General features: G+C 67.6%; 22 protein-coding genes. 16 read left to right on the forward strand and 6 right to left on the reverse strand.

The features are described 5' to 3' along the window. Positions 1 to 4: 4 nt before the first annotated feature. Both VIF40_RS03000 and VIF40_RS03005 read right to left on the reverse strand, forming a co-directional pair. Entirely contained in the window at positions 5 to 1096 is a 1092-nt protein-coding gene (locus VIF40_RS03000) for an efflux RND transporter periplasmic adaptor subunit (protein WP_331936035.1), read from the reverse strand. 150 nt (positions 1097 to 1246) lie between these two features. Further along, positions 1247 to 1837 (reverse strand): phosphatase PAP2 family protein, encoded by a 591-nt coding sequence (locus VIF40_RS03005; RefSeq protein WP_331936036.1) that lies wholly within the window; start codon positions 1835 to 1837, stop codon positions 1247 to 1249. 366 nt (positions 1838 to 2203) lie between these two features. On the opposite strand from VIF40_RS03005, the gene dnaK reads away from it, so the two are divergent. The 5 genes from dnaK (at position 2204) to pyrF (ending at position 7903) form a co-directional block, all read left to right on the forward strand. Further along, positions 2204 to 4111: a molecular chaperone DnaK gene (gene dnaK / locus VIF40_RS03010; protein WP_331936037.1), complete on the forward strand. Its 1908-nt coding sequence runs from the start codon at positions 2204 to 2206 to the stop codon at positions 4109 to 4111. Positions 4112 to 4387: 276 nt separating this feature from the next. Beyond that, the gene (locus VIF40_RS03015; protein WP_331936038.1) at positions 4388 to 5107 is read left to right on the forward strand and encodes a flagellin; all 720 of its coding nucleotides are present in this window, start codon (positions 4388 to 4390) and stop codon (positions 5105 to 5107) included. A gap of 151 nt (positions 5108 to 5258) precedes the next feature. Continuing rightward, positions 5259 to 6380, forward strand: coding sequence for a molecular chaperone DnaJ (dnaJ, locus tag VIF40_RS03020; RefSeq protein ID WP_331936039.1), 1122 nt, complete (start codon positions 5259 to 5261; stop codon positions 6378 to 6380). 100 nt (positions 6381 to 6480) lie between these two features. After that, positions 6481 to 7089 carry a class I SAM-dependent methyltransferase gene (locus VIF40_RS03025; RefSeq protein WP_331936040.1) on the forward strand — a complete coding sequence of 203 codons (609 nt, stop codon included), beginning with the start codon at positions 6481 to 6483 and terminating at the stop codon, positions 7087 to 7089. 103 nt (positions 7090 to 7192) lie between these two features. Beyond that, entirely contained in the window at positions 7193 to 7903 is a 711-nt protein-coding gene (gene pyrF, locus VIF40_RS03030) for an orotidine-5'-phosphate decarboxylase (RefSeq protein WP_331936041.1), read from the forward strand. A 28-nt stretch (positions 7904 to 7931) separates the two neighbouring features. Here the strand turns inward: pyrF and VIF40_RS03035 are convergent, their stop codons facing one another. Next, positions 7932 to 8549, reverse strand: a complete 618-nt coding sequence (locus VIF40_RS03035; RefSeq protein WP_331936042.1) for an HAD family phosphatase — start codon at positions 8547 to 8549, stop codon at positions 7932 to 7934. A 186-nt stretch (positions 8550 to 8735) separates the two neighbouring features. Here VIF40_RS03035 and xth point away from each other — a divergent pair, with 186 nt between their 5' ends. Genes xth through VIF40_RS03065 form a run of 6 tightly spaced genes read left to right on the forward strand, consistent with a single transcriptional unit; the run spans position 8736 to position 13519 of the window. Next, a complete protein-coding gene (gene xth / locus VIF40_RS03040; RefSeq protein ID WP_331936043.1) occupies positions 8736 to 9512 on the forward strand; it encodes an exodeoxyribonuclease III in 777 nt (258 codons plus the stop codon). 10 nt (positions 9513 to 9522) lie between these two features. After that, positions 9523 to 9990 (forward strand): DNA polymerase III subunit chi, encoded by a 468-nt coding sequence (locus VIF40_RS03045; RefSeq protein ID WP_331936044.1) that lies wholly within the window; start codon positions 9523 to 9525, stop codon positions 9988 to 9990. Next, the gene (locus VIF40_RS03050; protein ID WP_414684743.1) at positions 9972 to 10682 is read left to right on the forward strand and encodes a class I SAM-dependent methyltransferase; all 711 of its coding nucleotides are present in this window, start codon (positions 9972 to 9974) and stop codon (positions 10680 to 10682) included. Before VIF40_RS03045 ends, VIF40_RS03050 begins: the two co-directional genes overlap by 19 nt. Positions 10683 to 10737: 55 nt before the next feature. Next, positions 10738 to 11811, forward strand: coding sequence for an ABC transporter ATP-binding protein (locus tag VIF40_RS03055; protein WP_331936046.1), 1074 nt, complete (start codon positions 10738 to 10740; stop codon positions 11809 to 11811). Beyond that, positions 11811 to 12728, forward strand: coding sequence for an ABC transporter permease (locus VIF40_RS03060; RefSeq protein ID WP_331936047.1), 918 nt, complete (start codon positions 11811 to 11813; stop codon positions 12726 to 12728). Before VIF40_RS03055 ends, VIF40_RS03060 begins: the two co-directional genes overlap by 1 nt. After that, entirely contained in the window at positions 12725 to 13519 is a 795-nt protein-coding gene (locus VIF40_RS03065; protein ID WP_331936048.1) for an ABC transporter permease subunit, read from the forward strand. Before VIF40_RS03060 ends, VIF40_RS03065 begins: the two co-directional genes overlap by 4 nt. 53 nt (positions 13520 to 13572) lie before the next feature. Here VIF40_RS03065 and VIF40_RS03070 read toward each other — a convergent pair whose 3' ends face one another. Further along, positions 13573 to 15480 (reverse strand): AsmA family protein, encoded by a 1908-nt coding sequence (locus tag VIF40_RS03070; RefSeq protein ID WP_331936049.1) that lies wholly within the window; start codon positions 15478 to 15480, stop codon positions 13573 to 13575. 241 nt (positions 15481 to 15721) lie between these two features. Then, complete coding sequence (gene lexA / locus VIF40_RS03075) at positions 15722 to 16426, reverse strand: transcriptional repressor LexA (RefSeq protein ID WP_331936050.1); 705 nt, start codon at positions 16424 to 16426, stop codon at positions 15722 to 15724. 104 nt (positions 16427 to 16530) lie between these two features. On the opposite strand from lexA, the gene VIF40_RS03080 reads away from it, so the two are divergent. Further along, positions 16531 to 17274: a hypothetical protein gene (locus VIF40_RS03080; RefSeq protein WP_331936051.1), complete on the forward strand. Its 744-nt coding sequence runs from the start codon at positions 16531 to 16533 to the stop codon at positions 17272 to 17274. Positions 17275 to 17305: 31 nt separating this feature from the next. On the opposite strand, the gene VIF40_RS03085 is transcribed toward VIF40_RS03080, so the two are convergent. Continuing rightward, positions 17306 to 18304, reverse strand: coding sequence for an LLM class flavin-dependent oxidoreductase (locus VIF40_RS03085; RefSeq protein WP_331936052.1), 999 nt, complete (start codon positions 18302 to 18304; stop codon positions 17306 to 17308). Positions 18305 to 18679: 375 nt separating this feature from the next. Between VIF40_RS03085 and VIF40_RS03090 the strand changes: the two genes are divergently transcribed. The 4 genes from VIF40_RS03090 to VIF40_RS03105 all read left to right on the forward strand — a co-directional run bounded on the left by VIF40_RS03090 (position 18680) and on the right by VIF40_RS03105 (position 25904). Beyond that, a complete protein-coding gene (locus VIF40_RS03090) occupies positions 18680 to 20395 on the forward strand; it encodes an OFA family MFS transporter (protein ID WP_331936053.1) in 1716 nt (571 codons plus the stop codon). A gap of 10 nt (positions 20396 to 20405) precedes the next feature. After that, on the forward strand, positions 20406 to 20858 hold the full coding sequence (locus VIF40_RS03095) for a cupin domain-containing protein (RefSeq protein ID WP_331936054.1): 453 nt from the start codon (positions 20406 to 20408) through the stop codon (positions 20856 to 20858). 61 nt (positions 20859 to 20919) lie between these two features. After that, the gene (locus VIF40_RS03100; protein ID WP_414684746.1) at positions 20920 to 22143 is read left to right on the forward strand and encodes a metallophosphoesterase family protein; all 1224 of its coding nucleotides are present in this window, start codon (positions 20920 to 20922) and stop codon (positions 22141 to 22143) included. Beyond that, positions 22143 to 25904, forward strand: a complete 3762-nt coding sequence (locus tag VIF40_RS03105; protein WP_331936056.1) for an AAA family ATPase — start codon at positions 22143 to 22145, stop codon at positions 25902 to 25904. Before VIF40_RS03100 ends, VIF40_RS03105 begins: the two co-directional genes overlap by 1 nt. Positions 25905 to 25967 lie beyond the last annotated feature (63 nt).

Consider the following 25967-nt stretch of genomic DNA (forward strand, 5'->3'; position numbering starts at 1 on the left):
CGCCTCACAGCGTCTCGGCGTCGACCGGACGCACGCGCTGGCCGGAATCGAGCTTATGGGCGCCGAGCACGACCACGCGGTCCCCTTCCGCGACGCCGGCGGAGACCAGCGCCGTCTTGGCCTCGTAGCGCAGCACGGAGACCGGCGCGAGCGTGAGCTTGCCGCCCTCCTCCACCTTCCAGACGCTGGGGCCGGAGCCCTGGTCGAAGAGCGCGGCCAGCGGCAGAGCGGCGGCGGCGCCCTGCTCCTTGCTCGCCAGCGTCAAGGTCGCGCTCATGCCGATGCCGACCTTGGCGTCCGCTCCGGCGATCGAATAGCGCGCCGAGAAGGTGCGGGTCGCGGCGTCGGCGGAGGCGCCGAGCTCGCGCAATGTCGCGCGATAGAGCTTGGCGGGCTCGGACCACAGAAAGAGGCTCGCCTCCCCCGCCCCGGCGAGCGAGGCGAAAGCCTCGGGAAGCGAAACCACCGCCTCGAGCGCGCCGGCGCGGGCGACGCGCATCACCGCCTGCCCGGCGCCGACCACCTGCCCGGGCTCGACGAAGGTCGCGGTCACGACGCCGTCCGAATCGGCGCGCAGCGAGGCGTAGTCCAACGCGTTCTTGGCGAGCTCGACGGCTCTGAGCGCCCGCTGCTGGCGTCCGCGCGCCTCCTCGGCGGCGGCTTTCTGCCTGTCGAGCGCCGCCTGAGCGGTCCAGCCGTCCTTGCGCAGCGTCTGCGCGCGGCGCTCGTCGGCGGCGGCCTGCTCCAGCGCCATGCGGGCGGCGGAGAGCTCCGCCTCGGCCTGCTCCTTCTGCAGGCGCAGATCGGCCTCGTCCAGAATGGCGAGCAGATCGCCGGCCTTGACGCTCTGCCCATTCTCGACGAGCCGGCGCACGACCTTGCCGGCGACGCGGAAGGATTGGTCGGTCTCGACGCGCGGGCGGATGGCGGCGACGAATTGGCGCGTCTGCGCGCGCGGGGCGAAATGCACCGGCGCGACGAGCACGACACGCGCCGGGCGCTCGTCCTTGCCGCCGCCGGAATTGTTACAGGCGGAAAGACTCAGAAGAACGCATAAGGCCGATGCGGACCGCAATAACGCTCGACTCTTCTGCATTGCGGCGTTTCTCCGCCAAAGGCGCCAGTCCGATATGACTAAGTCGAATCGCATGGTTCGTGACGAAAATCAAATATCGTCAGCCGTCATTCTCGCGCGGCGCGGCGGCTCTTTTCGAAAGCCCAAGGGAAACAGACAGGAGAGATGGAGCTAGAGCGACAACATTTGCGCGAGGCGTGTCGCTATGCGCTCGAGCGGCCCCTCCACCTCGATGCTGAGGCCCGTATAGGCTTGGAGCGCGACCGCGGCGGCAAACAGAATGACGAGCGCCGGAGCGCTGATCGAAAGCCGCGCTGGCGCACCGCAGAGAAACACGCCGAACGCAGCCAAGCCTATGAAAAACCCAGCAAAAGCCTCCGCCTCCGTATGCGCGCCCTGCACCACCCGGCCGATGGCGACGAGCACGGCCGCGGCCGCGCAGAGCGCCGCGGCGACGATTCCGATCCACTTTTCGCGAACGCGCATGAAAATTGCGGAGAGCGGCAGGAAGAAGGCCGCCGCGAGCGCGGCGTGGCCGCTGGGGCTGTGCAGCGGCGGAGGTCCGAAGGCCATGGAGAAAATCTTGGCGAGCGTCGCCGCCACGCCGCAGACCGCTACGCCTGCGAGGAAAGCGACCGCGGCGCGGCGGTCGCCGGCGGCCCAAAGAGCCGCGGCGAGCCCCCCGCTCGCCGGCAAGACGAAGCCGGCGTCGCCGAAGACGACGATCGCGCGGAGGATTGGTTCGATCGACTGCAGCTGCACGCGTCGGCCTGCTCGGAGCGAGAGTTCGCAATGGAACGCGAGCGAGGCCGCGCCGGCGGCGGCCGGCCTTCGCTTCGCGAATCGCTCGCAGGAGAATAAGCGAAAGCGGGCCCGAACGATAAAACGGCGGCATGACGGCGGAAAATCCCGGCCGCGACGGAGCTTGCCGCCGCCGGAGGCTTCATTCTATATGCCCCGCGCACTCTCTACGCCCCACGCACTTGCGCCGATGCAGGCCGATTACGATCTGAAGGGACGGTGAACAGCCGATGCGCGGCGGGCTGAAAATGCGAGCCGCCGAAGGATCGGCGACATACGGGCCGCTTCGGGACCCGGCGATTTCGAATGAACGAAAGGAACGGCGATATGGCTAAAATCATCGGCATCGACCTCGGCACGACCAATTCCTGCGTGGCCGTGATGGAAGGGTCGAGCCCCAAGGTCATCGAGAACGCGGAAGGCGCGCGCACGACGCCGTCCATCGTCGCTTTCACAGAGGACGGAGAGCGTCTCGTCGGCCAACCCGCCAAGCGTCAGGCGGTGACCAATCCGGAACGCACCTTCTTCGCCATCAAGCGACTCATCGGTCGTTCCTTCGACGATCCGATGACCAAGAAGGATATGGGCCTCGTCCCCTATAAGATCGTCAAGGCCCCCAATGGCGACGCCTGGGTGCAGTCGGACGGCAAGCAGTTTTCGCCCTCGCAGATTTCCGCCTTCATCCTGCAGAAGATGAAGGAGACGGCCGAGGCCTATCTCGGCCAGACCGTCACGCAGGCGGTCATCACCGTTCCCGCCTACTTCAACGACGCCCAGCGCCAGGCCACCAAGGACGCCGGCAAGATCGCCGGTCTCGAGGTGCTGCGCATCATCAACGAGCCGACCGCGGCGGCGCTCGCCTATGGCCTCGACAAGAAGGGCGCCGGCACGATCGCGGTCTATGACCTCGGCGGCGGCACGTTCGACGTCTCCATCCTCGAGATCGGCGACGGCGTGTTCGAGGTGAAGTCGACCAATGGCGACACGTTCCTCGGCGGCGAGGACTTCGACAGCCGTCTCGTCGAATATCTCGCCGGCGAGTTCAAGAAGGAGCAGGGCATCGACCTGACGAAGGACAAGCTCGCCCTTCAGCGCCTCAAGGAAGCATCCGAGAAGGCGAAGATCGAGCTCTCCTCGGCGACGCAGACCGAGATCAACCTGCCCTACATCACCGCCGACTCCGCGGGCCCGAAGCATCTGACGCTGAAGCTCACCCGCGCCAAATTCGAGGCGCTGGTCGACGATCTCATCCAGCGCACCATCGAGCCCTGCCGCAAGGCGCTCAAGGACGCCGGCCTCTCGGCGGCCGAGATCGGCGAGGTGGTGCTCGTCGGCGGCATGACCCGCATGCCGAAGGTGCAGGAGGTGGTGAAGCAGTTCTTCGGCAAGGAGCCGCACAAGGGCGTCAACCCGGACGAGGTGGTCGCCATCGGCGCGGCGGTGCAGGCCGGCGTTCTGCAGGGCGATGTGAAGGACGTTCTGCTGCTCGACGTGACGCCTCTCTCGCTCGGCATCGAGACGCTGGGCGGCGTGTTCACGCGCCTCATCGACCGCAACACGACCATCCCGACCAAGAAGAGCCAGGTGTTCTCCACGGCCGAGGACAATCAGACCGCCGTCACCATTCGCGTCTTCCAGGGCGAGCGCGAGATGGCGCAGGACAATAAGCTGCTCGGCCAGTTCGACCTCGTCGGAATTCCGCCGGCGCCGCGCGGCCTGCCGCAGGTCGAGGTGACCTTCGACATCGACGCCAACGGCATCGTCAATGTGACGGCGAAGGACAAGGCCACCAACAAGGAGCAGCAGATCCGCATCCAGGCCTCCGGCGGCCTGTCGGACGCCGACATCGACAAAATGGTGAAGGACGCCGAGGCGCATGCGGCGGAGGACAAGACGCGCCGCGAGCTCGTCGATGTGAAGAACCATGGCGAGGCGGCCGTGCATTCGGCCGAGAAGTCGCTCGCCGAATTCGGCGACAAGGTGTCCGCGGCCGACAAGAGCGCGATCGAGGCGGCCATCGCCGCCCTGAAGACCGCTCTCGAGGGCGAGGATGTCGAGACCATCAAGGCCAAGAGCAATGAGCTGATGCAGGCCTCGATGAAGCTCGGCGAGGCGATGTACAAGACCCAGCAGGCCGAAGGCGCCGCGCCCGGCGCCGGCGGCGAGACGCATGCGCAGGACGACGTCATCGACGCGGACTTCAAGGAAGTCGGCGGCGACGAGAAGAAGAAGTAAGGTTGCAGAAAAGGGCGCCGCCTTCTCCGCTCGCGGGAGAAGGCGGCCCCGCGAAGCGGGATCGGATGAGGGTCCCGCCCACATTCGACGACGCGCTGAGCTCTCGCGGCGCCCCTCATCCGACCCACGCTGGCGGGTGAGCGTCGATTTTCCGGGTGGGCGTCTCATGCTCGTCGTTTTCAGCGGCCTTCCCGGATCGGGCAAGACAACCCTCTCCCGCTTGCTCGCCCGGCGCCTCGAGCCGACACCAGCAAGATCGCCACGTCCCTCATCGGATTGAGCGCGCAGATCCGGTCGATCGTCTCGGCGTCTTCCTTCGACGGCGTCAATCTGCTCGATGGATCGCAGTCCGATGTTCAATTCACGACCGGCTATGCCGATGGCAAGGGCGCCGGCTCGACGCTGGCGGGCCTCGATTTCACGCCGACGAAGCTCTTCGCGGTGAAAGAGGTGAGCGGGACGACCAGAACGGGCGGAACCTTCCACAATAGCTATGACACCGGCATTCTCGCCGCGACCGACAACGATATTTTCAACACGTTCACCTGGACCACCGAAAACGATCCGGCGGGCGCGGGATCGTTTTCTTATTTGCCGGACGCCGTCGGCTACAGCATCGCCACCGGCGGCGGCAACGCCTCGCTCTATTATGGCTTCGCGAATATAGTGGACGCCAATAGCTCGCATTATGCGGAAATGCTGGCGAGCGGCCATTATACGAATACGTTGACCGCGGCCGATCTCGCGATCTCCAATCTCACCGACTATGCGACCCGGCTCGGCTCGACAAAGAACATGGTGGATTCTCAGCGCGCGTTCATGCGCTCGCTGGGCGAGGCGCTCGACCAGGGCGTGGGCTCGCTCGTCGACGCCGACGCCAATGAGGAGTCGACGCGCCTGCGGGCCATGCAGACGCGCGAGCAGCTCGCCGCTCAGTCCATGTCCATCGCCAATCAGAACAGCCAGATCGTTCTGCAGCTGTTCCAGACCGCGTGAGCGGCCGCGAAAGAGCCGAGGGGCCACAACTCGACTTTGGACCGCCCGCAAAACCGTGGTAACAAATTTCCCGAGTTCCTATATCCGCAGTCTGCGATCCTCGGCGCATCCCGCCGGCAGGACGCCTTCCCCAAGACCTATCGACTGACCCATGTCCAAACGCGACTTCTACGAAACTCTCGGCGTTGCCAAGACCTCGACCGAGGTCGAGCTGAAAATCGCCTTTCGCAAGGCCGCGATGCAATATCATCCGGACCGCAATCCCGGCGACGCCGACGCCGAGGCGCGCTTCAAGGAGGTCAACGAGGCCTATCAATGCCTCTCCGACACGCAGAAGCGCGCCGCCTATGACCGTTTCGGCCACGCCGCCTTCGAGCAGGGCGGCGGCGGCTTCGGCGCGGGCGACGGCTTCGCCGCCTCCATGGCCGATATTTTCGACGATCTCTTCGGCGAGGTGATGGGGCGGCGCGGCGGCGGCCGCGGCAGCGCCCGCGAGCGCGGCTCGGACCTGCGCTACAATATGGAAATCTCGCTGGAGGAGGCCTTCCACGGCAAGGCGGCGACGCTGAAGCTGCCGACCTCCATCTCCTGCGAGGCCTGCGGCGGCACCGGGGCCAAAAAGGGCTCCAAGCCCAAAACCTGCCCCACCTGCGCCGGTCATGGCCGGGTGCGCGCCCAGCAGGGCTTCTTCGCCATAGAGCGCACCTGCCCCACCTGCCAGGGCCGCGGCGAGGTCATCGACAACCCCTGCTCCGTCTGCGCGGGGACCGGCCGCGCGACGATCGAGCGCACGCTCTCCGTCAATGTGCCGCCCGGCGTCGAGGACGGCACGCGCATCCGCCTCGCCGGCGAGGGCGAGGCCGGGATGCGCGGCGGGCCGGCCGGCGATCTCTATATTTTCCTGTCGGTGAAGCCGCACAGCTTCTTCCAGCGCGACGGCGCCGATCTCTATTGCCGCGTGCCCATCTCCATGGTGCGAGCCGCGCTCGGCGGCAAGATCACCGTGCATACGATCGACGGCGGCGAGACCGAGATCAAAATTCCCGAGGGCGCCCAGACCGGCAAGCAGATCAAGGTGAAAGCCAAGGGCATGCCCTTGCTGCGCGGGCGCGAATCGGGCGATCTCTATGTGCAGATCAGCGTCGAGACGCCGCAGAGCCTGACCAAGCGCCAACGCGAGCTGCTCACCGAGTTCGAGGAGGAGTCCTCCCACCACACCCACCCCGAGGCGACCGGCTTTTTCGCTCGGATGAAAGAGCTGTTCGGCAAATAAGCGACCACGAGAGCAAGCGGGCGAGCGATGCGCGCCATTGACCGATCGGCCTTGTTATACCAAGGTCGCGCCGCCGAAACGATTGAGAGGCAATCCGAGCGTGCTACAGAATCTCGAGCCCCCGAAAAACGCCTTTGCCGATAATGCGCGTTTCATTCGCTCCCTGATCGAGAATCCGCGCCTCGTCGGCGCGGTCTCGCCCTCGGGCCCGGTTCTGGCCAAGACCATGGCCAGCCATGTCGACATTTCCGGCGACGCGCCCATCGTCGAGCTGGGGCCGGGCACAGGCCCGGTGACGCAGGCGCTGCTCGAGCGCGGCGTCGCGCCGGAGCGGCTCATCCTCGTCGAATATGAGACGAAGTTCTGCGATCTGCTGCGCAAGCGCTTTCCGGGCGTGAATGTCGTGCAGGGCGACGCCTATGGGCTGAAAAAGACGCTCGCGGGCAAGATCGAGGGGCCGATCGCCTCCATCATCTCCAGCCTGCCGCTGCTCAACCAGCCGGAGGCCGACCGTCTGCGGCTGTTCGACGAAGCCTTCGAGATGATCGCGCCCGGGGGCGTGTTCGTCCAATTCACCTATAGCCTATGGGTCTCGCCCATGCCGTTGAAGCGCCACGCCAATCGCGCGGCCTATACGGCCGATGGCCTCGCCCCGATCTGGCTGAACCTGCCGCCGGCGCGCGTGTGGGTCTATAAGCGGGCGCGCTGAACAGCGTCCTCGCGAGCGCGGCGAAGCAATCCGGCTCCGCGAGGCGCCCCCTGGATCGCGTCGCCGCTGGGCTTCTCGCGACGACGGCCAGGAGGAGACGAAAATGACCAGCGAATCGTCGTCCCGCGATCGGCTGATCGTCGCGCTCGACGTCGACAGCGTGGAGGCGGCGCGCGCGCTGGTCGCGCGGCTGGGCGATTCGGTCGCCTTCTACAAGATCGGCATGGAGCTCGCCTATGGCGGCGGCCTGCCGTTGGTCGAGGAGCTGACGGCGAAGGACAAAAAGGTCTTCGTCGATCTGAAGCTCCACGACATCGGCCAGACGGTCGAGCGGGCGACGCGGCAGATCGCCCGGCTCGGCGCGGATTTCCTCACCATTCACGGTTTTCCACAGACAATGCGCGCCGCCCGCCAGGGCGCGGAGGGCGCCGGCCTGCGGCTGCTCGCGGTCACGGTGATGACCTCCTATGACGATTCCGATCTCGCCGAGGCCGGCTATTCGATCGGCGTCGCCGAGCTCGTCGCGCGGCGGGCGACCCAGGCGAAAGCGGCCGGGATCGACGGGCTGATCCTGTCGCCGCAGGAGGTCGCGCCGATTCGCGCGCTGGTCGGGCCGCAGATGGCGCTGGTGACGCCGGGCGTGCGTCCCGCCGGCGCCGCGCTCGGCGACCAGAAGCGCGTCATGACGCCGGGAGAGGCGATCGCCGCCGGGGCCGACCATCTCGTCGTCGGCCGGCCGGTGACGCAGGCCGACGATCCGCGCGCCGCCGCGGAGCAAATCATCGCGGAAATCGCCGCCACTCTCGAGGCGTGACGGTGCGAGCCCGAAGGCTCGCCGTCCTTCACAGCAGCGCCAGCTCCATCAGCGTCCGCTCGACCTGGTCCGGGCTCTCGAAATGCGCAGCATGCATTCCCACAGCGCGCGCGCCCTCCACATTGGCGAGCGAATCGTCGATGAACAGACAGGCCGCCGGATCGAGCCCATGGCTCTCGAGCAATAGACGATAGATGGCGGGATCGGGCTTCAGCAGCCTGACCCGGCCCGAGACGACGACGCCGGCGAAGCGCCGGAAAAAGCCGAAGCGCTCATAGGTTTCCCCATATTTCTCATCCGAGAAATTGGTGAGCGCATAGAGCGGCGTCGCGCGCTCGGCGAGCCGCTCCAGCAGAGCGACCGTCCCGGCGATGGGTCCGGCGATCATCTCGCTCCAGCGCGCGTCATAGGCGCGGATGAGATCGGCGAACTCGGGATAGAGCGCGACACGCTCGGCGACCGCCTCGGCGAAAGGCAGCCCGCGGTCCAATTCGAGATTCCAATCCGACGTGCAGATCTCGCCGAGAAAGCGCTCCATCGCCTCGGCGTCGTCGAACAGCTTGCGATAGAGATAGCGCGGATTCCAATCGACGAGCACATTGCCGATGTCGAAGACGACGGTGGTGACGCGAGATTTCACGAACATTCGGGGGCTCCGGGCTCACCGCGCGCCTATAGCGAAGGCCTGTGTCAGCAATTCGATGATGCGCCGCGCTTTCGGCCGGGCGCCGCTTCTCGTTCACCCGATCGCCCAAACGCTTTCGGCGAGGAGCGTTCCATTCCATCGGCGCGCGCGCTATGACGAGGTCCGGTCCATGACCGGGAGCCCGCCTTGCGCATCGCCACTTGGAACGTCAATTCCGTCCGCCAGCGGCTGGAGCCGCTCACCGCCTATCTGCGCGAGGTCGCGCCGGACGTGCTGTGCCTGCAAGAGATCAAATGCGAGGACAAGGCCTTCCCGCGCGCCGAGATCGAGGATCTCGGCTATAATGTCGAGACGCATGGGCAGAAGACCTTCAACGGCGTCGCCATTCTCTCCAAGACGCCGATAGAGGTGGCGCGCGGCCTGCCGAAATTCGAGCATGATCCGCAGGCCCGCTACATAGAGGCCGTGGTCTCCACCGATCGCGGCGCTGTGCGCGTCGCCAGCATCTATCTGCCCAACGGCAATCCGCCGGACACGGAAAAATACCCCTATAAGCTCGCCTTCATGGATTGCCTCATCGCCCATGCGGCGAGCCTTCTGGCGCTCGAGGAGCCGGTGATTTTGGCCGGCGACTATAATGTCATTCCGGCGCCGGGCGACGTCTACGACCCCGTCGGCTGGGCCGGCGACGCGCTGTTCCTGCCGCAGACGCGCGCCAAATTCCAGGAGCTGCTGAACCTCGGCTATACGGAGGCGCTGCGCGCCGCGACCGACGCGACCGGGCTCTACACATTCTGGGACTATCAGGCCGGCGCCTGGCAGAAGAACAAGGGGCTGCGCATCGATCATCTGCTGCTGTCGCCGCAGGCCGCCGACCGGCTGCGAGGCGTGACGATCGACAAGGAGCTGCGCGCCGGCGCGAAGCCCTCCGACCATGTGCCGATACGATGCGATCTGGAATGACGACGCCGACATGACGGACATCTGGTTCTATCACCTCCAGCGCCTCCCCCTGGAAAGCGCTTTGCCCAAGCTGCTCGAGCTGTCGCTGGCGCGCGACTGGACCGTCGTGGTCCAGGCGACGAGCGCAGCGCGCCTCGACGCGCTCGACGAGCTGCTCTGGTCCTATTCGGCGGACAGCTTTCTGCCGCATGGCTCGATCAAGGACGGCGATCCGGAAACCCAGCCGATCTTTCTCACGCTCGGGCCGGACAATCCCAATTCCGCCGATGTGCGCTTCTTCGTCGAGAATGCGGAGCTTTCGCCCGTGCTCGCCGATCCCGCGAGCGCGCCGACGCAGCGCGCGATACTGATGTTCGACGGCAATGACGCGACGGCGGTGCAGGCGGCGCGCGAGCAATGGCGGCGGCTGAAGTCGGACGGGCACACGCTCTCCTATTGGCGCCAGAGCGAGGACGGAAAATGGGAGAAGCAGGCGTGACCGATGCGTTTTTCACGCGCCGCGCCGCCGCGAGAGCGCGTCTCGACGCGATCGACCCGCATAAGAGGCCGGGCGGCGTGGAGGCCGATCCGCAGCGCAAGGATTGGTTCGAGGCGGTCTATCGCTTCGCCGAGGGCGACGCCGCCGGCGTGCCCTGGGCCCATCTCGCGCCGCATCCGCTGCTCGCGGAATGGCTCGCGGGACGCTCTCTCGAAGGATTGCGCACGCTCGACATAGGCTGCGGGCTCGGCGACAACGCCGAGGCGCTCGCCGCCGCCGGAGCGCAGGCGACCGCCTTCGATCTCATCGACGAGGCGGTGGCCTGGGCGAAGCGCCGTTTTCCACAGAGCGCCGTCGATTATCGCGCCGCCGATCTCTTCGCGCCGCCGCCGGAATGGCGCGGGAGCTTCGCTCTCGTCCATGAATGCTACACGCTGCAGGCGCTTCCCGATTCGCTGCTCGATCAGGCGTCGCAGGCGCTGGCGGCTCTGGTCGCGCCGGGCGGGCTGCTGCTCGTCATCGCCCGCGCCCGCGACGAGGGGCAGGAGATCGCCGGCCCTCCCTGGCCGCTGCCGCCGAGCCGCATCGCGGCGCTCGCCGTCGCCGGCTTGCGTCCCGAGACGGTCGAGGATATTCCCGCGACCGACGCCATGGCGCGCCATTGGCGGGCGGCCTTCCGCCGGGACGGCTGACGGGCCAATTGCGCGCCTCGGAGGCTCGCGCCGCCGATCGCAGAACGGAAGCGAAATGACCGACGCGCCGCTACTCTCGATCAAAGGCGCGTCCAAGCGCTTCGGCGCGATCACGGCGCTCGAGAATGTGTCGCTCGAGGTCGGCGCCGGCGAGTTTTTCGCGCTGCTCGGCCCCTCCGGCTGCGGCAAGACCACGCTGATGCGCCTCGTCGCCGGCTTCGAGACGGCGGACGCCGGCCGCGTCGAGATCGAGGGCGCCGATATGAGCGGCGCGCCGCCGCATCGGCGTCCGGTCAATCTGATGTTCCAATCCTATGCGCTGTTCCCGCATCTCGGCGTGTTCGACAACATCGCCTTCGGCCTGCGCCAGCAGGGCAAGACCAAGTCCGAGATCGCCGCGCGCGTCGCCGAGCTGTTGCAGATCGTGCGGCTCGAGGGCGTCGAGACGCGAAGGCCGGATCAGCTCTCCGGCGGCCAGCGGCAGCGCGTGGCGCTCGCCCGCGCGCTCGCGCCCGGCCCCCGACTATTGCTGCTCGACGAGCCCTTGGGCGCGCTCGATCGGCAATTGCGCGAGGAGACGCAATTCCAGATCAAGGAAATCCAACGCAAGCTCAAAACGAGCTTCGTCGTCGTCACCCATGATCAGGACGAGGCGCTGGCGATGGCCGACCGCATCGCCGTGATGCGCGCCGGCCGCATAGAGCAGATCGGCGCGCCGGCGGATGTCTATGAGCGCCCGGCGACGCGCTTCGTCGCCTCCTTCATCGGGCAGATGAATTTCCTCGCGGGCCATATCGAGAGCGGCGAATTCGTCGGTCCGCTCGGCCGCCTGCCGGCCGGCGACAGCGGCCTCGGCGATGGCGCGAAAGCCGTGCTCGCCCTGCGGCCCGAGCGCATCGCTATCGCGCCTGTGAGCACGGATGGCGCAGAAGTGGGTGGCGCGAGCGTCGACGGCGTGGTGGAGGACGTCGCCTTTCGCGGCGAGAGGACGTATTTTCGCCTGCGTCTGCCCGGCGGCGAGACGTTGCGCGTCTCGCGCGGCGCGATCGGCGGAGCGTCCTTCGCCATCGGCGACGCCGCGCGCATTTCCATCGCGCCCGCGGCCGCGCGCTTCTTCGCGAGCGAATAATGCCGGAGCACGACAAAAGACGCAGGCTCACGCGCGGCGAGAGGCTCGTCATCGCGGCGCCCTACGCCTGGATCGCGCTGTTCTTCCTCGCGCCTTTCGCGCTCATCGTCAAAATCTCGCTGTCGCATCCGACGCAGACGCGCCCGCCCTATGAGCCCGTCTTCGATCTTTCGAACGGCGTCTCGGGCCTTTGGGAACGGATCTCGCAGCTCGGCCTCGACGCCTATCGCGGCCTCGCCGAGGATAATCTCTATCTCGACTCCTATCTCTCCTCGTTGACCATCGCCGGCGTCGCGACAATCATCTGCCTCGCCATCGCCTATCCTTTCGCGCTCGCCATAGCGCGCGCGCCGCGACGATTGCGGCCCATTCTGATCGGCTTCGCGGTCGCGCCCTTCTGGACGAGCTTTCTCATCCGCGTCTACGCCTGGATCACGCTGCTGAAGGACGAGGGGATCATCAATCACGCGCTGATGGCGCTCGGCCTCATCGAAGCTCCGCTGCCGATGCTCGCGACGAGCGGCGCGGTCGTCGTCGGCATCGTCTATTCCTATCTGCCCTTCATGCTGCTGCCGCTCTATGCGGCGATCGAGGGTCAAGACCCTGCTCTGCGCGAGGCCGCCGCCGATCTCGGCGCCGCGCCGCTACAGGTGTTTCTGCGCGTCACCCTGCCTTTGTCGCGTCGCGGGATCGTCGCCGGCGCTCTGCTCGTCTTCATTCCGGCGGTCGGCGAATTCGTCATTCCCGATCTGCTCGGCGGCTCCGACACTCTGATGATCGGCCGCACTTTATGGAATGATTTCTTCGCCAATCGCGACTGGCCGGCGGCCTCGGCGGCGACAGTGACGCTGCTCGCCCTGCTGCTCGTCCCCATTCTGCTGTTCGAGCGCGCGCAATTGCGCGAGGGCCGGCGATGAGCGGCGCGCGCCCTCTCCGCCTCGCCGCGCTCATCGCTGGATTCGGCTTTCTCTACGCGCCGATCGTCATTCTGGCGACGATGAGCTTCAACGCCTCGCGTCTCGTCACCGTCTGGGGCGGCTTCTCGACCAAATGGTATGCGGCGCTGCTTCACGACGAGCAGATGCTGCGCGCCGCCGAGATCAGCCTCGCCGCGGCGGCGCTCTCCGCGCTCATCGCATCGATCAACGGATTGCTCGCGGCGCTGGCGCTGGCGCGTTTCGGCGGCTTCCGCACGCGCACCCTGTTCGCCGGCTCCATCTATGCGCCGCTGGTGATGCCGGAAGTCGTGCTCGGCCTCGGGCTTCTGCTGGTCTTCGTCGCGCTCGGCGTCGAGCGCGGCTTTCTCACGCTGGCGCTGGCGCATTCGGCCTTCACGATGTGCTTCGCCACGGTGATGATCCATGCCGCATTGAAGGGCTGCGACCGCACGCTCGAGGAAGCGGCGATGGACCTCGGCGCGACGCCGTTTCGCGCCTTCGCGCTCGTCACCCTGCCGCTGATCGCGCCCTCCGTCGTCAGCGCCTATCTGCTCGCCTTCATCATCTCGCTCGACGATCTCGTGATCGCCAGCTTCACCACCGGCCCGGGCGCGACGACATTGCCGATGCGCATCTATTCGCAGGTGCGGCTCGGCGTGTCGCCGGAGGTCAACGCCATATCGACCTTGCTGCTGGCCTTCGTTTCCGTCGCGCTCGGCCTATCGGCGCTGCTGACGCGCGGGCGCGCGAAGGGCGGCGGGGCCGGGTGAAGGCCGGAACTCAGGTCGACATTTTGTAAAACACAGAACTCGGCCGGCGCCCGTCACCGCTCCTTCGCCGCGCCTGCCTCCGGCTCCACGCGCGGCAGCAGCGGCGCCGCCGCGCCGGAGCGCTTGATCAGCGCGGCGGCGTCCGGCGCGAAGACGGGATCGTCCCAGGCGCCGGAGAGATCGAAGCCGATCTGCACGCCCTTCTCGCGCGGCTTGCCGGCGGCGTCGGCCTCATTGGCCTGCGCCTTCATCGCCAGGCTGCGCTCGGGAATGCGCGTCTGGCCGGCGAAGGCCAGCGCAAACCCCGGCCCATGCGCCTGGCCGTCCTCTATATTGGCGGCGCCCTTCACGATCTTGATCGTCGCGCTGGCGCGGTCCACCAATGAATGGCCGGAGCGAATGTCCATCGCGCTCGACAATGGCCGCTTGTCGACGCGGCGCAGCGCGCGCTCGAGATCGATGCCGCCGACCTCGCCCTCCGACAGCGAGAGGCTCGCGCGGCCGTCGAGATCGCGCATGAGCTGGGCGACGCTATCGCCGGCTGCGTCGAGCGCGAATGTCGCGTCCAGCGCGCCGCCGAGATCGGGCCGCGCCGCGAGGTCCCAGACCAGCGCGCCGGCGTCGACGCCGGTCAACTGCCCATTGGCGTGGAATTCGAGCCCGCCCGCCGGATTGGCGGCGAAAGTGGCGCGGCCCTTGACCGTGCCCTTATAGGCCTGCGCTTCGGCCAGAGCGATCTCGAGCCGTCCGCCGCGCAGCAGCAGCGACAGCGCGGCGTCTTCCAGATTGAGCCGCAAGATGCGGGCGCGCGTCGCCGAGAGCCGCAGATCGACATCGGCGTCCTGAATGTCCGGCAACGAGAAAGCGTCGCGGCTCCACTGGCCGTCCGCGCCGGAGAGCGCCGGAAGATCGGCGATCATCGGCTTCAGCGACACGAAATTGCTGGCGAGCGTCGCATGGACGATCGGCTTGTCGCCCTCGTGGCGCAGCGCGAAAGAGCCCTCGAACTCATTGTCGTCGGCCGAGAGCTTCAGATCGGTGAGCTGGAAATCGCGCAGGCCGACGCTGGCCTTGGCGGAGAGCTGCACATTCTCGAACGGGCCGGGCAGCGGCGCGCTCACCTTGGCGAGGCCGAGCGCATGGCGCAGCGATGGCGAGGAGGCGGTGAGCCGCCCCATGTAGCGCGGCTTGGCGCCGAGCTGGCCGAAGCCCTCCGCCTCCAGCCGCACGCTGTCGGAATCGAGGCGGACAGTGACCGGCGTCTGCTCGCCGCGCAGCAGCGCTCCGGGTTTCAGCACCCACAGCGTGGCGCGCGGACGCTCGCCGCGCCAGGAGAAGCCGACGTCGAGCGTCGCCGGCGAGCCGACGGTGCGCCAATCGAGCGTCGCGTCTATGTCTTGCAGAGTCTCCTCGCCGCCGGAATATTTGAGCCGCGCGACGCCCGACACGATGGAGACGCCGCCGAGCCGCGCGCGATCGGCTTTCTCGGCGGCGGGCGTCGACGGCCGCGCCGCCGCGGCGCGCACCGCGGCGCCGGCGCTGCCCATCGGCTTGCGATCGAGATCGATCTCGATCGAAGGGCGAATCAGCTCGACCTCGGCGATCTCGAGCCGGCCGGCGAGCAAAGGGAGGAGCAGCACATTGCCATGCAGCCGCTCGGCCTCGATGGTGAGCGCCGCGGCGGGGTCGGCGAAGGCGATGCTGTCGATGGTGATGTGCGGGCGCGGCAGCAGCGAGAAGGTCGAGCGCCCCTTGGCGGCGATATAGAGGCCGGAGGAGGCGTTGAGCTGGCCGGAAATCTCCTCGAGCAGCGCGTTGGTGGAGAAGGTCCAGGGCGCGAGCGCGGCGCCGAGCGCCACCGCAGCGACGGCGCCGAGCGCCGCCAGCCAGCGGCGCGAGAGGCGTGCAAAAAGTGAGCGGCGGCCGACGGCCAGGGGCTTCGATCCTTCGATTTCGCGCATTGGGCCGGTCGAGTGCGACATTCCATCGTCCATGCAGAAAGAGGCTTGCGTCCATGTGCAGAAAGAGGCGGGGCGGCCGGGTGAGCCGCTCGCGACGCAGCGCGCGCTTCCTCTTGAAGCGCGATACGCTCGAGACACGCCTTAGTCGCTTATCCGCCACGCGAAAAGGCCCGCGCGCGAGGCGCGCGACGGGCGGAACATGGCCGCAAAGGGCGGCGAGATCGTGGCGGCGCGCCCGATCTCAGTATTTGCGCAGAAGGCTGACCAGCCGACCCTGGATGCGCACGCGATCGGGCCCGAAAATGCGCGTCTCATAGGCCGGATTGGCGGCCTCGAGCGCTATTGAAGCGCCGCGCTTGCGCAGTCGCTTCAGCGTCGCCTCCTCCTCGTCGATGAGGGCGACGATGATATCGCCGGTGTCGGCTGTGTCCTGCTTGCGCACCACGATGACGTCGCCGTCGAGAATGCCGGCCTCGATCATCGAATCGCCGCGCACCTCGAGCGCGAAATGCTCGCCGCCGCCGAGCATGTCCGGCGGCAGATTGATCGTATGGCTGCGGCTCTGCAGCGCGGAAATGGGCGTGCCGGCGGCGATGCGGCCCATGACCGGAATCGCCACCTGCTGATCGGACTCCGGCTCCCCGGCCGGGACGGAGCGCATGCGGCCGAGCGCGCCCTCTATGACGGAGGGCGAGAATTTACCGCCGCGCGCGGCGACGCGAGGCGTCGCCGATTCGGGCAGGCGCAGCACCTCGAGCGCGCGGGCGCGATTGGGCAGGCGGCGAATGAAGCCGCGCTCCTCGAGCGCGAGAATGAGCCGATGGATGCCGGATTTGGAGCGCAGATCGAGCGCGTCCTTCATCTCGTCGAAGGAGGGCGGCACGCCGGTCTCCTTCAGGCGCTCATGGATGAAGCGCAGCAAATCGCTCTGTTTCTTGGTCAGCATAGGAATCCCCCGGCGCCGCTCCGCCTGCGGCGCGCTTCCACCCGGCGCGAGCATGATGGCGCGCGTTCATAAACAAATCATGAACAGGAGGATAGGCGTTCTCGGTGCGTTCTGCAACCCACTTGAACCGGCAGCAGGCTAAAGTTAGCTTGCTTGTCAAAGAAGCCGATTCTTGCAACCGAATTTTAGGATGGCAGCAGGTGAAATTCGTTCTTACATTCGATGGCGAACTCCCTTCTACAGGCAACGGCGGCTCTAATAAGGCACGGAAAAAATGGGAAATTCGCAATCATTTCCATCCTCAACTGGAACAGCTTTGGCAAGTTCACCCTGCCCTGCTACGGGTTGATCGACATCGCTACTTTAACAAAGCCATCCCAAGCCTGCTAATCATCGAGGGACACCACGAATACGAAGACAATTGGAAAGCTGTTAGCCATGGCCATCTAGATGAGGTAGATTTGTTAGTACCGTTCTCCGTTGGAGGAAGGACATTTGTTCCACTTGTAAGGAAGTCACTCGCATTAACATGTAGCCTAAAAATAAAATTTTTGCGCCAGGGTGCCCCAGGAAATATATACTCGGGCGGCGACATTGATAACCGTTTAAAGACATTATTAGATGCACTTTCGAAACCGCCCCAAGATCAAGTAGTTAATGACAACACAATCTCCGGACCGATATTTTGTCTCCTGGAAGACGACTCGTTATTGACCGGAATTTCTGTCGAAACTGATCGATTATTGAATCACCCTGATTCGTCGAGGTCTTTTGTACACCTTACAATTGAGGTTGATGTACGAGTCGCAGACAGCCGAAGATATAATTCAATGTTTCTGGGCGATTGAAAATATTACGCGCTCGGCACGCCCCCCCCCTCTACTGCGCCGCCGCCGCCTCCACGCCCAGCATCGGCCGCACATGGCGCGCGAAATCCTCGAGCGAGCGCAAATTCTTCTCGGCATCCCGCGAGATCGGCTTCAGCAATATCGCCCGCGCGTCGGTCTCCTCGCGATAGGCGGCGATCTTCTCGGCCACCTCGTCGAAATCACCGATCAGCGAGCGTTGCAGCAGCCCCTCCTCCGTCAGCGAGGCCGGCGCGGCGCCGTCCTGGCGGGCGAAATTGCCGCGCATGCGCTCGGCGAAGCGGGAGAGGAAGGGAACCGCCTCGGCCAGCGCCTGCTCGCGGCGCGGCGCGGCGAAATAGAAGCGCGCCATGGTGAAGCGCGGATCGCCCTCCGGCCCTGCGGCCTCGCGATAGATGCGCAAGGTCTCCTTGATCTGCTCTATGGGGAAAGGCGGGCCGGCCATCACGCCATGGCCGTTGCGCGCGGCATAGCGAATCGCCCCCGGCGTCGTCGTGGCGAGATAGGTGGGGATGGACTTTTGCAGCGGGCGCGGCGTGAGGCTCAGCGCATTGGCCTCGTAATGCGCGCCGGTGAAGGTCACCTTGTCCTCGTAGAGCAGGCGATTGACGAGGCCGAGCGCCTCCAGCGTCATCTCGCGCGTCGAATCCTTGCCGGCGCCGAACTGCCGGTTCTGCAATTCGAACGGCCCGCCGCGCGCCACGCCGAAATCGAACCGCCCCTTGGAGAGAAGGTCGATGGTGGCGACATCCTCCGCCACCTGAATCGGATTACGGAAAGCGAGCAGCACCGCCGCCGAGCCGAGCCGTATCGTGCTCGTCACGCCGGCGAGATAAGAGAGAAGCGTGAGAATGGAGGGGCAGGCGGCGTCGGGCTCGAAATGATGCTCGGCGACCCAGGCCTCCTCGAAGCCGAGCGCCTCGGCATGGCGCACGAGCCGCGTCTGCGTCTCGAAGCAGCGCGCGAAATCCTGCTGCGGGTTTTCATAGGTGCAGAAGACGCCGAACCGCATGGCGATGCTCTTTGGGATGCGCGCCGCCGCGTCGATCGCGCGCCGCGTAGCTATATACGGCAGTTACATATCGTCATACAGAATATGGACGCCGATGGCCGTCGGCAAGCGCAAAAACGTCAGCGTTTCGTGCGAATTTTGGTCAGAGTGGAGAAAGCCGTCGTCCATTCCGTCGGATAGAGCGGCAATAGAAGAATCGAATAGAGCGACGAGAAATAGATATTGATCGAAGATCGGCGCTGTGACGATTTTCCGATAGAATGAGTTGAAAAAGTCGCAGCCCTCGGCATTGTCGAGGAATAGCGAGCGCCGCTCGGGGGCGGTGCTCGGGACTGCTCAGGACGCCGCCCATGCGGCTGGGTTTCGGAGGATTTCATGTCGGTCGCCACTATGCCATCCCGGCATTTTCTGAGCCGGGAGCGCTCCATCGCAGCGTATGGCTTCAACCGCTGGCTGGTTCCGCCGGCCGCGCTGGCCGTGCATTTGTGCATCGGCATGGCCTATGGCTTCAGCGTGTTCTGGCTGCCGCTGTCGCGCGCCGTCGGCGGCTCCGAGCCCAAGGCCTGCCCGGCCGATATGGGCTTTTTCGCGAGCATCGTCGCGACGAGCTGCGATTGGAAGATCAGCATGCTCGGCTGGACGTTCACGCTGTTCTTCGTGTTTCTGGGCTCCTCGGCCGCCATATTCGGCCATTGGCTGGAGACCGCCGGCCCGCGCAAGGCCGGCCTCGCGGCGGCTGTGTGCTGGTGCGGCGGCCTGCTGATCTCGGCGGGCGGCGTCTATCTGCATCAGATCTGGATGCTGTGGCTCGGCTCCGGCGTCATCGGCGGCATCGGCCTCGGGCTCGGCTATATCTCGCCGGTCTCGACGCTCATCAAATGGTTTCCGGACCGGCGCGGCATGGCGACCGGCATGGCCATCATGGGCTTCGGCGGCGGGGCGATGATCGGCGCGCCCCTCGCCGACCGGTTGATGACCTATTATGCGACGCCCGGCTCCATCGGCGTGTGGCAGACCTTCGTCACCATGGCGGCGATCTATTTCGTCTTCATGGTCGGCGGCTCGCTCGGCTATCGCGTGCCGCGCGACGGCTGGAAGCCGGAGGGCTGGACGCCTTCGGCGACGGCCGCCAATAAAATGGTGACGAGCCGCCATGTGCATCTCGAAGTGGCGTGGAAGACCCGGCAATTCTGGCTGCTGTGGGCGGTGTTGACGCTCAATGTCAGCGCCGGCATCGGCGTGCTCGGCATGGCCTCTCCCATGCTGCAAGAAGTGTTCGGCGGCAAGCTCATCGGCCTCGACATCGGCTTTTCCGATCTCGACGCGACGCAAAAGGCGAAGATCGCCGCCATCGCCGCCGGCTTCACCGGCCTGCTCAGCCTCTGCAACATCGGCGGTCGCCTGGCCTGGGCCACTTGGTCCGACATGCTCGGCCGCAAGACGACCTACGCCGTCTTCTTCATCCTCGGCTTCTTCCTCTACTCCGCCGCGCCCTGGGCCGCGCATGAGGGCAATGTGGTGCTCTTCGTGCTGTTCTTCTGCGTGATCCTGTCCATGTATGGCGGCGGCTTCGCGACCATTCCGGCCTATCTCGCGGATATTTTCGGCACGCATTATGTGGGCGCGATTCACGGAAGGCTGCTCACCGCCTGGTCGACGGCCGGCGTGCTCGGCCCGGTGCTGGTGAATTACATTCGCGACTATCAGATCGACCACGGCGTCGCGCGCGACGCGGTCTATAATCAGACCATGTATATTCTCGCCGGCCTGCTCGTCGTCGGCCTCATCTGCGATCTCGCGGTGCGGCCGGTCGCCGAGAAGCTGTTCATGACCGACGAGGAGGTCGCCGCCGAGAAGAAGACCAGCGTCGCCGCGGTCGTCGCGGAGGAAAAAGGGCCGCACGCCGATTTCGAGGACTATGTCGAGGAAGGACAGGCCGCGGAAGCCGCGGCGGCCGAGGCGCGCCGCGCCGCCGCCACGCAGAACGGCGGCTCGCGCATCGTGCTGATCGCCGCCTGGGCCGCGGTCGGCATACCGCTCGCCTGGGGCGTGTCGATCACGCTGCAGAAGACCCTCGTTCTGTTCCACTGACGGGGGCCTCATGCTTTCGCGTGCGCTCCTCTTCGCCTCGCTGGCCCTTTGCGCCGGCGCGGCGCGCGCCGACGGTCCGCCGCCGGCCGTGCTGCAGAGCGAGCTGAAATATGCGCCCGTGCCGCTGTTTTCGGGCGTCTCCGCCGCGCCGGTGAGCGGCGCGGCGACGCAGCCGGGCGCGCTCTATGCGCTATCGGTGAAATATGCCGCCGGCGCGCGATCTCTGCCGCACACCCATCCCGATACGCGCGTGGTGACGGTGATCTCCGGCCGCTTTTATGCGGGCGTCGGCGGGCAGATCGACGAGGCGTCGCTGCGCGCTCTCGGGCCCGGCGATTCGATCGTCGTGCCGGCGGACACTGTCCATTACGGCTGGGCGAAGGACGGCGAGGTCCTGCTGCTCGAGACCGGCGTCGGCCCGTCCGGCGCCAGCCTGTGGCCAAAGCCCGCCCCGCAGCGCTGACCGACTTCGTGTCCTTGGCGGCTTCGTGGTATCGAACCACAAAGACACCAAGGACACGACGCTGCTCACCCTCCTCCACACGGCCGACTGGCATCTCGGCGCGCAGCTGCAGGGCTGGCCGCGCGAGGCGGAGCATCGCAAGGTCCTGCGCGCGCTGGTCGCCATCGCCGCGGAGCGCCGCGTCGACGCGATCATCGTCGCGGGCGACATATTCGACAGCCTCAACCCTTCCGCCGAGGCGCAGAAGCTCCTCTATGACACGCTGAAGCAATTGCGCGCCGCCCGGCCCGCGGCGACGATCGTCCTCCTCGCCGGCAATCACGACCCCGCCGGGCGCATAGAAGCGCCGCGCGCCCTGTTCGATCTCGTCAATGTCGCCGGCGTCGGGACCATCGCGCGCAAGGACGGCGCGATCGACGCCGACGTCCATCTCGTGCCGCTGCGCGGGGCCGGCGGCGCGATCGAGGCGCATCTTCTCGCCGTCCCCTATCCGCGCGCCGCCGATCTGCCGGTCCTCGACGGCGCCGGCGAGGGCTCGCCCGTCGTGCGCTCCGTGCGCGCGCTCTATGCCGAGCTCATCGCCGCGGCGCGGGCCCGCATCGGCGCGGCGCCGCTCGTCGTCACAGGCCATCTGCATGTCGCCGGCGGCCTCGAATCGGAAGGCGCCGAGCGCCGCATTCTGGTCGGCGGCGAGCATGCGGTTCCGCCGGACGTGTTTCCGCCGGACATCGCCTATGTCGCGCTCGGCCATCTGCATCGGCCGCAAGCGGTCGGACGCGAGAGCGTGCGCTATTCCGGCTCGCTGTTTCCGCTCTCCAAGACGGAGATCGACTATCGTCACGGCGTGACCATCGTCGCCATCGACGGCGCGCAGACGAGCATCGAGCATGTCCCCCTCCCCCGCCCGACGGCCTGCCTGCGCATTCCGCCGCGCGGTGGAATCGCGCGCGAGGGCGTCGAGGCCGCTTTCGTCGCGCTCGGCCTCGACGCTGCGACGCCGGCCGATGAGAAACCTTTCGTTCATCTCACCATCGCCGCCGATGGGCCGATCGTCGGACTCGACGCCGAGATCGACGCGATCGCGGAAAAATTTCCGATCCGCCTCGCCTCGCTCACCGTGGAGCGTCCGCAGCGCCTCGAGGCGGAGACGCCGGCGCCCGCAGCTCTGCGCCTCTCCGAGCGCCAGCCGGTGGAATTGTTCCGCGAGGCCTTCGCGCTCACCCATAGAGCCGAGCCGACGGCGGAGCATCTGACGCTGTTCCACTCCGCCGCCTCGGAGGAATAATGCGCATTCTCGCGATCCGGGGCGAAAATCTCGCGAGTCTCGCCGAGCGTTTCGAGATCGATTTCGAAAAGCAGCCGCTGCGCGACGCCGGCCTCTTCGCCATCACCGGCGAGACCGGCGCCGGCAAATCCACCATTCTGGATGCGCTCTGCCTCGCGCTCTATGACGCGTTTCCGCGCGTCGCCGCGCAGGGCGTCAATGAGAGCGTGCCGGACCCCAGCGGGCAGACGGTCAGCGCCGCCGATCCACGCTCCATTCTGCGGCGCGGCGCGGGACGCGGCTTCGCCGAGGTGGATTTTCTGGGCCGCGACGGGGAGCGCTATCGCGCCCGCTGCGACATCGCGCGCGCGCGAGGGCGGCCGACGGGCAATCTGCAACAACGCAGCCGCGCGCTGCATCGCCTGGACGCCGCCGGCGCGGTGGTCGCGGCCGTGGCCTCGGGCGTCGAGCCGGTGCGCGCCAAGATCGTCGAGCTCACCGATCTCACCTTCGAGCAGTTTCGCCGCACCGTGCTGCTGGCGCAAGGCGACTTCGACGCCTTTTTGCGCGCCGATTCGAAGGAGCGCGCCGATCTGCTCGAGAAGATCACCGGCGCCTCGGTCTATGCGGAGATATCGAAGCGCGTCTATCTGCGCGCCAAATCCGCGCTCGAGGCGCTGGACATATTGCGCCGTCGTCGCGACGATGTCGGCCTGTTGCCGGACGAGGTCCGCACGGCGCTGGAGAGCGAGCGCGAAATCTCCGAGGCCGGCCGCGCCGAGGCCGCGCGCGAGCGCGACGCGGCCGCCGCGCTGCTGCGCCGCCACGAGGCCATTGCGCAAGCGGAAACGCGCCTCGCCGACGCGCTCGCGCGTCATGACGCGGCGCTGGCGGCGCAGCAGGCGCTCGCCGAGACGCGCGAACGATCCGCGACGCTCGATCGCGCCGAGCCGCTGCGCGCGCCGCTCGCCGCGCGCGATACGGCGACGAGCGCGCTCGCCCGCGCGACGGCGAGCGAAAGCGCCGCGCGCGAAGCCATAGCGAAAGCGCAGGCCGCGCTCGAGACGGCGCGTGCGGAAGAAGCGCAGAAACGCGCGCGATTGGAGACGGCGGAAGCGGAGTTCAAGACCTTCGGGCCGCTATGGTCGCAGGCCGAACGCCTCGACGCCGAGGTCGTCGCCGCCGAGCAGGAGGCGACCAAGGCCGAGCGCGCCGCACGCGACGCCGCGCAATCGGCGCAGCAGAAGGCGGCCGAAGACGCCGCGCTCGCCGAATGCGTCGCGACGGCCGAGGCCGAGGCCGCGACGACCCGCGCGGCGCTGGAGCGTCTCGCCGCCGCCGAGCCGCTGCTCGCGCGCTGGAACGAGATCTCCGAATGGCTCGAGCGGCGACGCGAGACCGCCAAATCGCTCGCCGGCAATGGCGCGCGCGCGAAAGCGCTCGGCGACGCGATCGACGCCGCGAGCCGCGCGCTGGAGACGCTCGAGGCCGCCGACCGCGACGCCAATGCGGAGCGCGCCACTCTGGCGGCGCAGATCGAAGCGCGTGGCGATGCGCTCGCGCAGCTGAAGGAGGAGCAAGCGAGCGCGCGTCGCCGCGCGCTCGACGCGCTGGCCCGGCTGGCGACGCAGCTCGAGACGCAGATGCGACGCCATGCGAAAGCGCGCGAGACGTCGCGACGCGCGGCGCTGGACCTCGAGGCCGCGAACGCCGCGCAGGCGAGCGAGACGCGCGCGCTGCACGAGGCCCGCGCCGCGCGCGAGATCGGCGAGGCGAAGCGCGGCGAGGTCGAGCGGCTCGGCGAGATCGCCGACGCCGCCGTCTCCAAGCAGGCGTTGGCGCTGCGCGCGAGCCTCGTCGAAGACGCGCCCTGCCCCGTCTGCGGCGCGCGCGAGCATCCGCACGCCCATTCGAGCGAGGCCGCCGACGCGCTCATCGCCGAGCTGCGCGCCCGACGCGACGCGCTGCGCCGCGAGATGACGGAAGCCGAACGCGCGATCGCCGCGGCGAGCGGCCGTCTCGCCGCAGCGCAGGAGCACGCCGCCGATGCGACGCGCCGCCACGACGAGGCGCTGGCCGAAGGCGAGGACGCCGCGAGAGACTATGACGAAGCGCGTGGGCGCTGGCGCGACGAGGCGCTGCCGACGCCGCCGACGATCGACGATCTGGCGGCGCTCGCCCGCGTCGGCGAGGCGATCGAGCGCGAGAGCGTCGGGCTCGACGATCGGCTGGCGCGCGCGCGCGCGCTGCGCGCCGATATGGATGCGCTGCGCCAGAAATATGATCGCCTCGCCGCGGCGATCGACGAGCGCAGACAAAGGCGCGACGAAAGTCTCGCGCACGCCGCCGCCGCGCGCGAGGAGACGGCGCGGCTCGGCGAAGCCCGCGCCGCCGCGACGGAAAGCCTCGGCGCGGTCAATCGCGCGCTCGCGCCTTTTCTGCCGCTCTGCGATCTCGGCGCCGCCGATCTCGATCGCGATCTTCCGAGCGCGACGCGGCGACTGAAGACGCGAGGCGAAGACTATCGCGCCGCGCGCGAGAACGCCGCGAGCGCGGAGCGCAGCCTCGCCGATCTCACGCAAAAGCGCGTCGGATTGCGCATCGAAGCGCGCGCCTTCGCAGAGGCCGCGGCAATGACGAAGACGCAGCAGGACGATCGCGCGGGCGTCGTCGCCGAACGGCGCGCGCGCCGTCGCGAGCTGCTGGGCGGCGAGCCGACGACGCTCCATCGCACGCGCTGCAACGAAGCGCGGCTGGTCGCGCAACAGGCGCTCGAAGCCGCCACGCGACACGGCGCCGAAGCGGAAGCGCGCCGCGCCGGGACCGAGCGCGATCTCGCCCATGCGGCGGACGCTCTCACAGAGGCGCGCGCGCGAAGCGAAAATGCGACGCGGGATTTCGTCGCGGCGCTCGCTATCGCGCAGCTCGACGAAGCGGCGGCGCTCACGCTGCTCGCGGCGTCGCCGGCAGAACGCGCGGATTTACGCGCGAGGCTCGAGGCCGCGGATGCGGCCGTCGCCGCCGCGCGGACCGAGCGTGAGTCGCGCGCCCGCGACCTCGCCGACGCGCTCGCCGCCGGACGGCCGGAGGAAGAGGTCGCAATGCTGGACGCGCGCCGCGCGGAGGCGGAAACGAGACTGGAAACGCTGGCGCGGCGGCTCGGCGAGATCGGCGAAAGACTCGCCGCCGACGACATTGCGCGCGGACGCGCCGCGACGCTCGCCGCAGAGATCGGCGCCGCCGAGGCGACCCACAAGAGCTGGGCGGAGGTCGACGCGGCGATCGGCTCGGCGAGCGGCGACAAATTCCGCCGCTTCGCGCAGAGCGTTACGCTGGAGCATCTCGTCGCGCTCGCCAATCGCAATCTGTCGACGCTGACGACGCGCTATCGGCTGGAGCGCTCGGCCAGCGATACGGCCGATCTCGGCTTGCAGATCGTCGATCGCGATCTCTGCGACGAGCGCCGCTCGACGCGCTCGCTCTCCGGCGGCGAGCGCTTTCTCGCTTCGCTGGCTCTGGCGCTCGGCCTATGCAGCCTCGAGGGGCGCGGCTCCTTCGTCGACACTCTGTTCATCGACGAGGGCTTCGGCACGCTGGATCAGGGAACGCTCGACGTCGCCATGGACGCGCTGGAGCGGCTGCATGGGCAGGGCCGCAAGGTCGGCGTCATCAGCCATGTGGAGTCGCTGCGCCAGCGCATCCCCGTGCAAATCAGGGTGGAAAAGCGCGGCGGCGGCCGCAGCGCTGTGCGCATAGAGGCCTGCGCGGGCCTGCTGGTGTGAGGTCCGGGCCCCTCCCCGGCCCCTCGCCCGCTGCGCGGGAGAGCGGGCCCCGGACGATCGATA

This window comes from Methylosinus sp. (genome assembly GCF_036560965.1).
In the GTDB taxonomy this organism is placed as follows: domain Bacteria; phylum Pseudomonadota; class Alphaproteobacteria; order Rhizobiales; family Beijerinckiaceae; genus Methylosinus.